This window comes from Vibrio sp. S9_S30 (genome assembly GCF_014694455.1).
In the GTDB taxonomy this organism is placed as follows: Bacteria; Pseudomonadota; Gammaproteobacteria; order Enterobacterales; family Vibrionaceae; genus Vibrio.
In genome coordinates, this window is the sequence record NZ_JAAUWT010000013.1 from 98,841 (window position 1) to 112,987 (window position 14,147).

13 protein-coding genes are annotated in these 14,147 nt (G+C 36.2%); 2 read left to right on the plus strand and 11 right to left on the minus strand.

Annotated features, from left to right (window positions below):
• Nucleotides 1–184: 184 nt before the first annotated feature.
• The 4 genes from rfbC to rfbB are packed head-to-tail and all read right to left on the minus strand — an operon-like array spanning nucleotide 185 to nucleotide 3,554.
• Nucleotides 185–724, minus strand: a complete 540-nt coding sequence (rfbC, locus tag HC752_RS16090) for a dTDP-4-dehydrorhamnose 3,5-epimerase (protein ID WP_190336189.1) — start codon at nucleotides 722–724, stop codon at nucleotides 185–187.
• Nucleotides 721–1,602, minus strand: a complete 882-nt coding sequence (gene rfbD, locus HC752_RS16095; RefSeq protein WP_190336190.1) for a dTDP-4-dehydrorhamnose reductase — start codon at nucleotides 1,600–1,602, stop codon at nucleotides 721–723. The genes rfbC and rfbD overlap by 4 nt, the downstream gene beginning before the upstream one ends.
• The gene (gene rfbA / locus HC752_RS16100; protein ID WP_190336191.1) at nucleotides 1,603–2,487 is read right to left on the minus strand and encodes a glucose-1-phosphate thymidylyltransferase RfbA; all 885 of its coding nucleotides are present in this window, start codon (nucleotides 2,485–2,487) and stop codon (nucleotides 1,603–1,605) included.
• The gene (gene rfbB, locus HC752_RS16105; RefSeq protein ID WP_190336192.1) at nucleotides 2,484–3,554 is read right to left on the minus strand and encodes a dTDP-glucose 4,6-dehydratase; all 1,071 of its coding nucleotides are present in this window, start codon (nucleotides 3,552–3,554) and stop codon (nucleotides 2,484–2,486) included. The genes rfbA and rfbB overlap by 4 nt, the downstream gene beginning before the upstream one ends.
• A 374-nt stretch (nucleotides 3,555–3,928) precedes the next feature.
• Between rfbB and HC752_RS16110 the strand changes: the two genes are divergently transcribed.
• Nucleotides 3,929–4,939: a sugar transferase gene (locus HC752_RS16110; protein ID WP_190336193.1), complete on the plus strand. Its 1,011-nt coding sequence runs from the start codon at nucleotides 3,929–3,931 to the stop codon at nucleotides 4,937–4,939.
• Between the two features lies 1 nt (nucleotide 4,940).
• Complete coding sequence (locus tag HC752_RS16115; protein ID WP_190336194.1) at nucleotides 4,941–5,750, plus strand: glycosyltransferase; 810 nt, start codon at nucleotides 4,941–4,943, stop codon at nucleotides 5,748–5,750.
• A 149-nt stretch (nucleotides 5,751–5,899) separates the two neighbouring features.
• Here the strand turns inward: HC752_RS16115 and HC752_RS16120 are convergent, their stop codons facing one another.
• The 7 genes from HC752_RS16120 to HC752_RS16150 form a co-directional block, all read right to left on the minus strand.
• Nucleotides 5,900–6,931 (minus strand): EpsG family protein, encoded by a 1,032-nt coding sequence (locus HC752_RS16120; protein ID WP_190336195.1) that lies wholly within the window; start codon nucleotides 6,929–6,931, stop codon nucleotides 5,900–5,902.
• A 324-nt stretch (nucleotides 6,932–7,255) separates the two neighbouring features.
• On the minus strand, nucleotides 7,256–7,963 hold the full coding sequence (locus HC752_RS16125) for a glycosyltransferase family 25 protein (protein ID WP_190336196.1): 708 nt from the start codon (nucleotides 7,961–7,963) through the stop codon (nucleotides 7,256–7,258).
• Between the two features lies 1 nt (nucleotide 7,964).
• Nucleotides 7,965–8,852, minus strand: a complete 888-nt coding sequence (locus tag HC752_RS16130) for a glycosyltransferase family 2 protein (RefSeq protein ID WP_190336197.1) — start codon at nucleotides 8,850–8,852, stop codon at nucleotides 7,965–7,967.
• 11 nt (nucleotides 8,853–8,863) lie between these two features.
• A complete protein-coding gene (locus HC752_RS16135; protein ID WP_190336198.1) occupies nucleotides 8,864–10,225 on the minus strand; it encodes an oligosaccharide flippase family protein in 1,362 nt (453 codons plus the stop codon).
• The gene (locus tag HC752_RS16140; protein ID WP_190336199.1) at nucleotides 10,218–11,291 is read right to left on the minus strand and encodes a glycosyltransferase; all 1,074 of its coding nucleotides are present in this window, start codon (nucleotides 11,289–11,291) and stop codon (nucleotides 10,218–10,220) included. The genes HC752_RS16135 and HC752_RS16140 overlap by 8 nt, the downstream gene beginning before the upstream one ends.
• A 3-nt stretch (nucleotides 11,292–11,294) precedes the next feature.
• The gene (locus tag HC752_RS16145; protein WP_190336200.1) at nucleotides 11,295–12,575 is read right to left on the minus strand and encodes a protoporphyrinogen/coproporphyrinogen oxidase; all 1,281 of its coding nucleotides are present in this window, start codon (nucleotides 12,573–12,575) and stop codon (nucleotides 11,295–11,297) included.
• Entirely contained in the window at nucleotides 12,568–14,145 is a 1,578-nt protein-coding gene (locus HC752_RS16150) for a capsular polysaccharide export protein, LipB/KpsS family (protein ID WP_190336201.1), read from the minus strand. Before HC752_RS16150 ends, HC752_RS16145 begins: the two co-directional genes overlap by 8 nt.
• Nucleotides 14,146–14,147 lie beyond the last annotated feature (2 nt).

Consider the following 14,147-nt stretch of genomic DNA (forward strand, 5'->3'; position numbering starts at 1 on the left):
GATTATGAAACGGGTATGAAATCAAAGGCTAAGGAAGTATGAAGACTGGCTAACACGCCAATAATCGCACCTTGAGAATATGTTATCGAACTCGAAAGGCTTAATAAGTACAAAGAAGACACCACTGCCACAGACAGTGGTTTAGGGGAAGACAATTGAAGCTTTTTAACTTACCTATACTAAATCATATTTCAACAAGTAGTTTTGCATTTCTATCTTTATCTGATAAAAGAACCTCGCCACCTGTCAAAGGCCATTCAATGCCTAAATCTTTGTCATCCCAACGAATGGAGATTTCAGCGCTAGGATTATAATAGTCGGTACATTTATACACAAACTCCGCTTCGTCACTCGTCACATAGAACCCATGGGCAAAGCCTTCTGGCACCCAAAGCTGACGCTTATTTTCAGCAGATAAGTAGACACCGACCCACTGACCAAATGTAGGCGAATCTTTGCGGATATCCACGGCTACATCGTATACTTCACCAGAAACCACGCGCACAAGCTTCCCTTGAGTATTTTCTGTTTGGTAATGCAAGCCACGCAAGATACCTTGTTTGGACTTTGAGTGATTATCCTGAACAAACTGTATTGGCTTGCCTGTTACCAGTTCTTCAAACTTCTTTTGTTGCCAAGTTTCCATAAAGAAGCCACGCTCATCACCAAATACCACTGGCTCTATTATTTTCACATCGGGGATGGCAGTATCAATTACTTTCATTGTTGATATTCTCGGATATTTTCTAAAGCCTGTTTCCAATCACTTGGTGTTACATCGAAAATCTGCGTGATCTTCTGGCAGTCTAATGTTGAGTTTTTTGGGCGGGGTGCGGGTGTTGGATATTCGATAGCAGCAATTTCATTGACTTCAGGTGATTTTTTGAACATTTGATATTTAACTGCCTGCTCAAAAATCTCACATGCGAATTGGTACCAACTGACATGAGGAACACCGGAGTAGTGAAATACACCTGATGGCGTATCAGCGGATTGGGTGTACTTGTCCATCATTTTGATAAGGGCAGTGGCAATATCACCAGCGTAAGTCGGTCCACCAAGCTGATCACCAATAATTCTCAGTTCAGAACATTCAACACCTAAACGCAACATGGTTTTTACAAAGTTATTGCCATGTTCGCCAAATACCCATGCCGTTCTTAAAATACCATAACGCGTACAGTGTTCTTGAACCATTTTCTCCCCAGCAAGCTTACTTTGCCCATACACACCTTGTGGTGCTGTTGGGTCCGTTTCTATGTAGGGGGAATGTTTCGAACCATCAAAGACATAATCCGTAGAGATATGCAGTAGCAATGCATCAATCCGCTCTGCTGCTTGAGCCAAATACTTGGGTCCATCTCTATTGATGGCATAACTTGAGTCAATATCCGTTTCTGCCTTATCCACGGCAGTATGTGCTGCCGCATTGATAATGACATCTGGCTTCAGCAATTCAACCTGACTAAACACAGCATCTTGAGACGTAATATCAAGCTCTTCACGCTCGTAAGCAAACAGCTCAATATCTGAACGTATGTTTAGCTGCTCAACTAAGCAGTAACCCACCTGCCCACGACATCCCGTAACCAAGACCTTCATCTAGCTGCTCTTCCTGTTTTTAATCAGTTGCATAAGATACTGACCGTATTCATTCTTCATCATTGGTTCCGCGATTACTGCTAACTCTTCATCCGTTAACCACTTATTCTGCCATGCAATCTCTTCTAAACACGCAACTTTTAAGCCCTGAACGTGCTCAATCGTTTGTACAAAAGAAGATGCCTCATGCAAACTTTCATGAGTACCTGTATCTAACCACGCAAAGCCTCGCCCAAGTAGCTCTACATTCAAACTACCATCATTGAGGTACATCTCATTTAATGTCGTAATTTCTAACTCACCACGAGCAGACGGTTTGACCTGTTTTGCCATTTCCACAACACGATTGTCGTAGAAATACAAACCTGTTACCGCATAATTCGATTTGGGCACCAAGGGCTTTTCTTCGATTGAAACGGCTTTCATCTCGGTATCAAACTCCACCACACCAAAGCGTTCTGGATCTTTTACTTGGTACCCAAAGACTGCCGCTTGCCCCAACTCTGCTCGTTCTCGTGCACGTTGTAACTGCTGTCCAAATGACTGACCATAGAAAATGTTGTCGCCTAACACTAAGCAAACCGAATCATCACCGATGAACTCTTCACCGATGATAAATGCTTGAGCTAAACCATCCGGACTTGGTTGAATAGCGTACTCTAGGTTAATACCGAAGTCGGATCCGTCTCCCAGCAAACGTTTAAAACTGGCGTTATCCTCTGGTGTCGTGATGATCAATATGTCTCGAATCCCAGCCAACATCAATGTTGATATCGGGTAAAACACCATCGGTTTGTCGTAAATTGGGAGCAACTGTTTAGAGGCACCACGAGTTAGAGGGTAAAGGCGCGTTCCAGAGCCGCCTGCTAAAACGATACCTTTCACTTCAAACCTCCTGAACCAAGGCGCTCACGCGCATAAGAACCATCCAGCACTCGAGACCACCATTTTTGGTTACTCAGATACCATTCGACCGTCTTCCTAATTCCAGATTCAAAGGTTTCTTCTGGTGTCCAGCCGAGTTCACGTTCAATTTTTGACGCATCAATGGCATAACGAACATCGTGACCAGGTCTGTCTTTGACATACGTAATCAAGTCGGTGTAATTTGAAATGCCTTCTGGTTTTTCTGGTACAAGTTCTTCCAGTAATGAGCAAAGTGTTTGCACCACTTCGATATTCGCTTTTTCATTGTGACCACCGATGTTATACGTTTCTCCGACCTTACCTTCTGTTGCCACTTTGTAGAGTGCGCGAGCGTGGTCTTCAACATAGAGCCAGTCTCGGATCTGCATGCCGTCGCCGTATATTGGAAGCGGTTTACCTTCGAGCGCATTAAGAATCATGAGTGGAATCAACTTTTCGGGGAAATGGTATGGACCGTAGTTGTTAGAGCAATTGGTGACCAGCGTAGGTAATCCATAGGTGCGTTGCCAAGCCCTTACTAAGTGATCACTGGATGCTTTTGATGCTGAATATGGGCTGCTTGGCTCGTAAGGCGTGGTTTCTGTAAACAGTTCGTCCGTTCCCTCTAGGTCGCCATACACTTCATCTGTAGAGATGTGGTGGAAACGAAAGCGTTCTTTGTTCGCTGCATCTAATTGGCAGTAATAGCTTCTCGACACTTCCAAAAGGTTGTATGTACCAATAATATTGGTTTGAATAAATTCAGATGGTCCATCAATCGAACGGTCTACGTGGGATTCGGCTGCCAAGTGCATTACGATATCTGGCTTATGCTGTTCAAACACACCTTCAAGTGCCGCTTTGTTGCAAATATCGACTTGCACGAACGCATAGCGATCAGACGTGCTCACTGTTTCTAAAGACTCCAGATTTCCAGCATAGGTCAACTTGTCTAAGTTGATCACCGAATGATTTGTGCTTCCAATGATGTGCCTTACCACCGCCGATCCAATAAAGCCTGCGCCACCTGTTACCAATATCTTCATATTTCCAATCCGCTAGTGTTTTAACTTCTGTAATCCAAAATATATCGATTCGCTAAGAATTCACGCATGCTGCCACTCTTGAATAACACTTTAAAAAGTATACAAATCGAGGAAATAGCCTTAAAAATGCCGGAATTGTAACTGGATTTTGATTAGGGTACGAGGGTAATCGAGCTTACACCTATCAACTTGATGAGTTACTACACATGAGATCACGCTGTGTCCGTATGTTGCCGATAGGGGTCTTCAAATGAGAAATATGCTAAGATTCGATAATTGTTACTTTGTATAACTTCAAATACCGCACCTAATCGATTATTATTGCAGGACTACTGTGATTAAACATTAGTTTTTTGGCTAGTTAGAATAAATTTATGAATGATAGTATCAGCGAGACATTACAAAGGCGCCAACCAGTAGAACCACCAATTCAAACTAGCATTGGTCCTCCAACTACAAATATTTCCAGTGAGGACTCTTCCAAGCCAAACAACTGCATTTATGTTTTCTGTCCGAAAAGTGATGCTGTTAGAATTTTAACTGTTTTAAAACGGCACCCTCATATACCTGTCAGCTTAAATGACTACTCCATTAGAGACTTTAAGAACAAAACTCTATGTCATTTTAAAAGTGCTCAACTCACCCCTGAGCAACAGAGCTTTTTAGTGGCCGCTACTGAATTGGGAGCACAAATAGAGCCTCTGGTGAGCTTCTTAGATCGAGCATTGGGTTACACTGAACCAGAACTTCTTCATAGTGGATATTTCTTACACCAAAAAGCATTTTCCATCTTGTCTAGCCGAAAGAATAGTTGGGAAAAAAGAAGTATTGATCTCCTGTTCGTATTCTTGCTTGCATGGATCGCTATCCCTATAGGTCTGGTAGCAGCCCTGTTTATAAAACTCGAGTCTCCCGGACCTGTTTTCTTCAAACAAAGAAGAACTGGGCAATTTAATCAAGAGTTTGAGGTCTTAAAGTTCAGATCGATGAGAAATGATGCAGAAAAGGAAGGAGCAAAATGGGCTTCACAAAATGATGCTCGCGTTACTCGTGTTGGAAAATTTATCCGTAGGACACGCATTGATGAATTACCTCAACTTATTAATGTCCTTAAAAATGAAATGTCGATGGTAGGACCGCGCCCAGAACGAGAAGTTTTCATAGAAAAGTTGGAAGAGGAAATTCCTTACTATCGATTTCGTCATGCCGTGAAACCAGGTGTTACAGGTCTAGCCCAAGTTAAGTATCCATATGGAGCATCAGTCGAGGATGCTATTTGGAAACACAAATATGACATTTTCTATATCAAACATCAAAACTGGCGTATGGAATTTAAAATTTTACTTCTAACAATTAAAACAGTTTTGTTTGGAATGGGGAGATAAGGTGTTATCAAATTTCTCTGTACTTTGCTCACTATATCGCAAAGAAAAACCCGAATATTTAAAAGAGTGCTTTGAGAGTATTGCGGCACAAACTCTACAAGCAACTGAGATTGTAGTGGTTCATGATGGCCCTCTGACAGAAGAGCTATATGCTGTTCTAAAATTGTGGCAGTCTAAGCTTCCTCTAAAGCAAGTTTACATTACAAAAAATGTTGGATTGGGCGAAGCTTTAAATAAAGGTCTAGAAGCTTGTACTTACGACTTAGTTGTACGCATCGATACTGACGATATAAATCACAAAGATAGATTTTGTAAACAAGTTAGGTATATGGATGCCAACCCCGAAATATGCGCTGCCAGTTCTAACATTTATGAGTTTGAAAATTGCTTTAAAAAGCCATCTAGAATAAAAACCGTACCTCTTGGAAAAAATATACCAAGGTATATCTTAAAAAGAAATCCATTAAATCATATGGCAACAATTTTTAGAAAACGGGCTGTTCTAAAAGTTGGTAGCTACCAGCACCATCTGTATATGGAAGACTATTACTTATGGCTTAGACTTCAAGCTCATGGCTATAAACTCAGCAATATGCCGGAAGTTTTAGTCAGCGCTAGAATAGGAAATGGGATGTTAGAAAGGCGAAGGGGAAGCCAGTATGCTAGAAGCGAGCTGTCATTAATGAAAAAAATTTATGGACTCAAGCTTACAAAAAGCCCAAGAACGGCAATAATTTTTACTACTCGAAGTTTGACAAGATTAATGCCTAGCTCATTTATAAAAAGAATATATGAATTTTGTCTACGCTAATTTGTAATCCTCCCCAAAACTAGAAGCATTTAGAAATAGAGTTCTTCAGTCTAAACTAAACCCAATGGAGAGCGCTGATGAAAAAGTCACGCTATACAGAAACAAAAATCGTCAATACCCGGTACAGTCATGATTTTTCACTAGTTTATTTATAACGCGCTTGCAAATAAACTAAAAAACATTGATTCATACTCTAAGTAGTTAAAATCGACCTGAATACCTCTAAAAAAGAGCATTAGAAACAATATCACTACAAAGCAACGAACCCAAAATACATGTTCTGGTCGTTTAACGCGAGATACCATGTAGGGAATAACTATAATTTGGGCGACCAAAAGGGCAACACTAAGTCTTCTAAATATTATCGCTTGAAACGACAAATTTTGAACCACCGCACCAACTAGGTACATATTGAGATATGGAACCATTTTTTTATTCATTGATAACTTTGAATAATAGAAAGCAACTGATAGTGCGATTAGATTAAACATAATAAAACCTAGCCCAATACCAGAGAACTCACTTGCCTGAAAATGCGATGTTCCAACATAAGCTTGATAAAACGACGGTATTAAATGAAACGGAATAAAATTAAACTTAATACTAAGAGTTGAAAGCAACACAGCTAAAAACCAAAAAGTCGTTGAGTAAGTTCTACTCAAGAATAAAAAAAATAAAAAGTAAAAAAAAGCAGACATGTGAATGAATATACATACCACCGTAACCACAAAGAACGTTAAATTCCTCTTATCAGCCAGATACTTTATAGCATAGAGCATTATAACAACGACCAAATATTGCCTGACAATATTAAAAGAATCGAAGTAGCCTCTAGTTGAAACAAATAAAAACAACGCAAGCCAAATAGAAACTCCTGCATTTCTAATTGCTAAAAAAACGAATAAAATCGTCAGGAATGAAATAAAAAGAAATAACGATTGCGGTCCAAAACCAATCCATTTAAAAATAACAATAAGATAATTAAAGAATGGCTCAGGAAAAGAGTCTTTAGGAAAGTCAATATAAACATTATAATAGTTTTTATAATCGCTGCCAACAAAAAATCTGGAGCCTGATATAAAAAAAAGAATCAAAAATGCAAAAAAAGACAGCAAATCTGAACGAACATTAAATATAGCTAACAATCCAAAAAAAGTAGCCAGAAAAATATAAATAGCCATATTAGTCCAAATTAAGCCTAACCGATTCTGTCAATAGAGAGTTTCGTTATGCGAACTAAAAGAGTTGGTAGGTTAAAACACCCAAAATAATTGAAAAACTTTCAAGTAAAAGTTTAACTAAGCCATTAAAACAGTTCAAAATAGCTATAAGTGACATAATCAAATCAAATATAAAAGGAGATAATAATATTGAAAATTCAAAATTTCAAGTGATTAAATTATACACACTTGAAAAATTATATCTGCAAACCATAGCGACTCATTATTACTAATTTTAGCTAATAGTAAGCTTGTACCATACAAACTCAAATATTCATCACAATATCACTCTCTATTAATAATATATTTAATTGACTGCCTTTCTTTTTCAATTAGTGAACAAGACAAATCAAGGGGATGAGAAAATATTTTTGAGTAGTAAATTCCTTTTACATTAGAGTTTTTTGCAATAAACCGCCAATCATCAATGATAAACGATTTAGATTCCAATAATTTTAATATGGATAATGCAACTTTTCGATTAATCAAATAACAGCATGTTCTAAAAACCCATCTTTCAGTCCAAAGAATAATTTTTTTAAATTGAGTACTTTCTATTTGAAAAGGGGATAAAACAAAACGTTCTTCACATGAAAGACCATCTTGTCCACCGAGTATATAAATTCCATCATCAAGTAGTTTTGATTCATCGACCTCTAAAAGACTAATTAGCGTTTCCTTAGTAGAAGACACATCATCTTCCAAAACTAAAAGCCAATCTTGATGTGAATTATGTATAAATTCCTTTAGTGCTTTTTTATGGCTAAGAAAACAGCCAACCTCTGAAGGCGTAAGTATATGACGATTACCGAAACTTGGATTGTCATTTTTCACATAGAGATAATATTCAGAAGCTTCCATGCTGGGACCATAAACAGCCTTAATGAATCTATAATTTTTACAATAACCATTCAATAGATTTGATATATTTTCTTTTTTTTCTAAATCTTTTTCTAAATTAATAATTAGTATTTCTAAATTGTCAGATAACATATCAAATATATTTCCTTAATTTAATTGACATAGTCGGCGAGATGAATGTTAAAATGGACTTTATTAGCAAGGTTATATCCATAGAATATAGTGAGCTTTTTAGATAATATAGTGAAGCTACTCGACTCAGTAACATAAGGTGAGAATGAGCCATATGTTCATTGCTATATCTTTTAAAAGTTAACTTATATCCAGAATAAAATTCACGTTCAAAATAATTTAATGCTTCTTTTGTGTTTTTGATATCCTTAGATACACTACTTCTCTTTGTGAGGTAATTACATTGAGTCAAAGGAGTATTGATATAAAACAAGTCTGTCTTTTTAATATGTTTTAGCATCCTTAAAATAAACTCATAGTCCTCCAGCGCCTTCAAAGAATTATTAAACCCTCCCAACTCTAAAAACAATTCTTTTGATATACACCACATAGGTGTTCCACCAATTGGATTTGACCTTAACATACTAGCATTAGATATCGAAGAGGGTTTTTTCTCTGGATTGGTTTTATAAGAAACACCCTCAAATAACATATTAATGAAAGCAGGATGATAATAAAACTTTACGTCAAAGGCTTCAATGTATGTCTTTAAGATTTCACACTTATTATTTAAAAAAACATCATCATCATCTAAAAACATAATCCAATCAAACCTACTAATTTCCACACCCTTGTTTCTAGAACCAGCCGCACCCACATTAATTTTATTGCGCACAACGACCAAATCAAACCTATAGCTTTGATCATCTATATAAGTGCTTATAGGTATTTCAGAATTATCATCAACGACAATTACTTCAAAATTTGAATATGTTTGTTTATTCAAATTTTTCAAACACACCAATAAGTCTATTTTCCTATTATAGGATGGAATAATAATTGAAAACATAATCTATATTTTTATATTTTAAAAAGAGTTTTTCTTTTCCCAAAAGCAAAAGAAAGTAGCAACAATGTAATAAAGAATCTGATAAAAAGATCTGTATTAAAGGATACGATAGAAACAAGGACTAAAAATGAGAAACATAATAAAATCCTTATAAACCCTACTTCAAATTGACCACTATATCTAATACTTATCATAATATGAAGTAGTAAATACAAAAGAAGATATGACATGAGTGTTGCGATTGCTGCACCCAAAGCACCATATTTTGGTATGAGTAATAAATTCAACATTACGTTAAAGATAAGGCTAGAAATGGTAAATACTGACGACCACATAACCTTGAATTTAAAATTAAGGAACCACAGATATAAAGTCAAGGAAAATATAAAAAGATTGGATAGCAAAACTAAGTTTGTAAGAACTGTTGTTTCAGAATAGCTTTCGCCACCAACCACCAAAGATATTTCTTTGTTGAACAGTACCGCTATTGAGGTTATAGCTGAAACCACCAATAGGAATTGATTTGATTCGCTATTTAATCGAAAAAAATTTCTTTCGTTACAACATTTCATAAAACTAGGGTTCCAGGAGACAAGAATAACACCAACAAGAAGGTATGGTAGTGACCCTACTGAGTACGAAAAGCTGTAAAAGGCTACACTTTCTAAATCATCTAGATATCCGAGCATTACTCTGTCAAATTGCTGAAGAAGAAACCCGGAAAGAGCATAAGGAATAAGTGAAATAGAATATCTAAAAGGAGAATATAAGCTTTTAAATGAAAATTTAAATGAATTTAAATTTCTATAAAAAAAATATAAAAAAACAAAAACAATAGGTATGAGTGATATAATCTTAGCTGTGATAAATGAGAGCGAGCCATCTTCAAAAAGAAAAACAAATAGTAACAAGCATGAATAAAGTATAGCACCACCAACCACAGTCAATGTAGAAACCATCTTAGATTTCTCATCAACCTTAAAAAACTCCTCTAAAGAATTATATATAGCTTGAATATACGCCGCGATAACCAGAAAAAAAACGCTTTCGACAGCAAGTTCAAGAGAGTTAGATAACTCGATCCTAAAGAAATAAAGAACAAAGAGAAAAAATGAAATATATATTATTGACAAAAGAAGGAATGAAGAAACTTTCTCGGATATATCGTCATCCTTAAAGTAAAATCGAGATATCGATGATTGAAAATTAAGAACCAAAACTACTACCAATATGGAAAAGTAGGTATTAATCAAGCTATAGCCAGCATACTCTTCAACGGTCAAGGTTCTAACAATAATGGGCATCGAAACGACGCTCATTATTTTGAGTAGTATAGTGCCTGTGAAATACCTAATAAAGTGTTCTTTAATCAATCTTTACACCAAAACTTGCTAAGTTAGCATTCCATATTGTCTTGATATTGTCTAGTTGATAACGCTTAGCGGTGTCATTCTGTTTTTTCGATACATTTGAAAGGAGATGTTTATTATCGATGATATACAACATCTTCTTTGCGAGATCTTCAACCGAATTTCTTCGCGCAAGAAAACCATTTTCCTCATCCTTGATAAGGAAAGAGGGACCAACGCAATCTGTCGCTAGTATAGGTACCCCAAAGGCCATAGATTCAAGCATTACCATTGAGAGCCCTTCCTCTCGAGAAGGAAGAACAAAAAATAAAGATGATTTGAAATAAGAGTCTATTTGGTTTGTTCCGTCGATAAATTCTACACTTGAATTTAACTGAAGTTTAGAGGCAAGATAATCTAACTCACTCTTATGCCCAAAATCTTTACCAACAATAGTGAGTTTATAGCCATCCCTTTGCTTACGGACTATATCAAATGCCTTTAATAAAATATCTTGACCCTTTACATAATCGAGTCGACCAATATTCAATATCGTTTTAGGAGTCGGCTTGTATCCATCATAAATATCGACAGAAATAGGGTTAGCTATAAAGCGCACATCACAGCCATATTGAATATAGTTATCTTTTTCAAAAGGGCTTGCAGGTACAAAAAAACTTAGATGACGATAAAACGTCTTTCGCATTAGCTCTAAGAGCCCGGAGTGCTTGACATAGTTATAGTGTTCATATCCTACTGAAAGAATACCAAACCTTTTAGCAATTAAAGCAGCCATAGAAGAAGTCTCTATAGTCTCACCAATTATAAGACCAATATCATGCTCTTTAACTAGACTCGATAATCCTCTGTATATTTTGAGCCATTTACGAGCTCTTGAGTTAATATTTTGAAGCTCGGCAAATGTAATAGACACCTTACTATCAATTTCATATGCTGGAATAGTCTCACCATACATACTGTAAATAACAACTTCATTTCCAGAATTAGACCATGAGTTTGCTAGAGTAGTAATAAACTTCTCAACCCCACCTAAACTGTCTATACCTTTCGATATAAATAAAATATTCATAAACTAACTACCCGAAGATACAGATTCAACCGCTACGCGCGCATCAATCATAGAATCTTCAATCGAACAATACTTCCATCTCCCGTATCGACCCACCATATAAATACCTTTATCTTCCAGCTCTCCAAAGCTAATTTCTTTTAGTTCATTACTTTGCTTAGATATATGAACATAGGCTGGATCCATTAGTATGGATTCGTAGGAAACTAGCTCATGATCTGTAATTACGCCAATTTTTCTTAAGTTTTCTAAGGTAGTCTTCAATTCGCCTTCGATACAGATTTCTGCATTACTCGAAGATGACGGATAACCTATCTCTACATACATACTAAGACGCTCTGAGTTAAGAATATTGTCATAAAAGCCTAGTCGATAGAAGTTTATGTCTTTCGATGGATAGTAGATCCAATGCTCTTCTTTTAGAGGAGATTTCTTGTTGAATCCAAGATTTAACACCAGTACTTTATTCGACGATAAACTTGGTAATAGGGACTTCGAATAATCATAATTTTTGGTGAGCGAAATGAACTTGTCGAATGGGATTGAACTTATCAGTTTTTCGAATCGGTATTCATTTTTTGATGTTACAACAATACGATTTTCAATATCGATATAAAGAACTTCCTCTTCAAGATGAACACGTTCTTTGTCAATTTCATTAAATAGTGCTTCAACGAAGGTCTCAGCTCCATTTTTTGGATAAAGAAAAGTATTGTTATAAGAAGAGTCCTGCTCAGATTTCATGTTATCGATAATCTCTTCAATATCGGCATAAGGGAAAAAACGTCCCATTGCATCAACATCAAGTTCATTCAGATCACATGAATATAACTTCTCGTTATAAGGCTTGAGGAACATGTTTGTTATAGACTTACCAAACTTACCATATAACATCCCCTCAAATGAATCGTAATTCTCAGAGGATTCCTTCTTAAAGAGGTCGTAAAGACAACTTATAAAGTCTTCTTTCGACAATTGATGAATATTCTTCTGAAATGGATAATCAATATATCTATCTTCAAAGAATATTTTAGTATTCTTTTCTTTGAAAATAAGTTCTTCTTTATTAATTTTGCTCTCAAAGAATGACTTTATTTTCTCATCAGCAAAGTGAAAGAAGTGACCTGCATAATCCCAAACGAAGCCATCTTTCTTTATTGTTCTACAATAACCACCGGGAACTGATTCTCTTTCTACAACTCTGTAGTCACCGTCACCCAATAGATAAGCAGCATAAATTCCCGAGATTCCGCCACCAAGAATAAGACACTCAGTATTAATCATGTAATTCAATTCCTTTCTCAAAAAAGAGCATTAGTTGTTCTAATTGGACTTGAGCCTCTCCGGCCAACGCTTTATTATGTACTATCGATGACTCTGTCGATAATATGAGATCTGCAAGCTTAACTTGTGTACCAACACTTTCTACTAGTTCAAAGTAGTTAGAGATATTATTGTCCGTTTTTTCACACCATGTCGCATCTAACATCTCGCTAATACACTGACTAAGGTCGTCCATCGAAGTGCATTTAGTTATATTAGGGATAACTGAATAAGGCACATTACCGAATATTAACGCTGGGCGTTTAAGCATTATTGCTTCAAGAGCGGAACTACCTGCAATTGTAATAACTCCTTTTGAGTTTTCAATCATCGGCTTAGGGTCTTTATAGTGATCTAAACGAATTATTCTCACATTTGTTAACTTTCGCAACTCTCTATAAAATTCACTAGGTCTTTCTCCAGACATTGCAGGATGTTCTTTGACATATAATTTCACATCATACGGTAGAGACTTTGAAATATTGCGAATGACACTTAATTCGTCGATAAACATCGGGGCTTGTACAAAAGTTGTCGACTCCGGAATCAAGTGTAGAGGGTAGTAAATATAACGCTCACTAGGCACTGGTGATTCAAAATACTTATTCTTTCCGGTCAGGGCTAAGTAACGCTTGTATTCATAACACACATGGAACCATACCTTTTTGAAAGGGTTTTCGAAAAGAGGTAGCCCTATCTTGTATGATTTTTTTGACAAGTTTCCAGAGCGAATTTCAATGTCATATTCTCTTAACGCTGAGCCTACGATCATTTTTAACCCATGGAGCCAATCATATTTTGTATCAGTGATCGAATTCTTAAACTTTTCGGGTAGTATACCTGACTTATTTCGATAAGTTTCAAGATAATCACTTCTTACACTCTCATTATTCAGCATGGATTGATACATGTTCTCAAAATACGTATCATTCTCTATTGATAAATTAAATGATGGAATTAAGTAATCCTTATATCTGGGGTAATTCAACCCGATATATTTAACATGAGCTTTCTCTGCATAGTACTTAATCGCTACTCTCGTAATTGTTACATTTTCGAGATCTAAAATAATCTCTGGTCTAAAGTTTTCGATAACAGATTGTGTATCTCTGTAAACTAGCTCGAGCCAATATAACTTTTCATCATCTGAAATTTCGTTGTTTTGAAACCTAGCATGAAATTCAGCACAAAGATTTTGTTCAAATAAGAATTGCTTTCTAATTGGATAGTAAGAATCTATGTCTCTTAGAAGGTCAGTATCTATTTTTTCTTGAAATTTACTATTCCGATTAATGAAAGTATCGGTAGCGTTGTTAAGATCGTAGACAGTATTAAAATTCTTTTTTGCATAGTAATAGGTTGTTCGATTGTGCCTAGACTCATTATAGAATCCTTCGAAACTAGAGACGAAAAACAAAGCAACTTCATTACCTTGAGCTTTCAGTTGCTTTGCCAAAAAAAATAGAGGGTAGCTCGATCGCTCTCTGCAGATAAGCAACACTCGTTTGTTCGAAATTTTATCTTTATTCATTA

Coding starts and splice junctions, on each gene's coding strand:
- rfbC (WP_190336189.1), bottom strand. CDS start 724: ATGAAAGTAATTGATACTGCCATCCCCGATGTGAAAATAATAGAGCCA.
- HC752_RS16145 (WP_190336200.1), bottom strand. CDS start 12,575: ATGATTAATACTGAGTGTCTTATTCTTGGTGGCGGAATCTCGGGAATT.
- HC752_RS16110 (WP_190336193.1), top strand. CDS start 3,929: ATGAATGATAGTATCAGCGAGACATTACAAAGGCGCCAACCAGTAGAA.
- HC752_RS16130 (WP_190336197.1), bottom strand. CDS start 8,852: ATGTTTTCAATTATTATTCCATCCTATAATAGGAAAATAGACTTATTG.
- rfbB (WP_190336192.1), bottom strand. CDS start 3,554: ATGAAGATATTGGTAACAGGTGGCGCAGGCTTTATTGGATCGGCGGTG.
- HC752_RS16150 (WP_190336201.1), bottom strand. CDS start 14,145: ATGAATAAAGATAAAATTTCGAACAAACGAGTGTTGCTTATCTGCAGA.
- rfbD (WP_190336190.1), bottom strand. CDS start 1,602: ATGAAGGTCTTGGTTACGGGATGTCGTGGGCAGGTGGGTTACTGCTTA.
- HC752_RS16125 (WP_190336196.1), bottom strand. CDS start 7,963: ATGTTATCTGACAATTTAGAAATACTAATTATTAATTTAGAAAAAGAT.
- HC752_RS16120 (WP_190336195.1), bottom strand. CDS start 6,931: ATGGCTATTTATATTTTTCTGGCTACTTTTTTTGGATTGTTAGCTATA.
- HC752_RS16140 (WP_190336199.1), bottom strand. CDS start 11,291: ATGAATATTTTATTTATATCGAAAGGTATAGACAGTTTAGGTGGGGTT.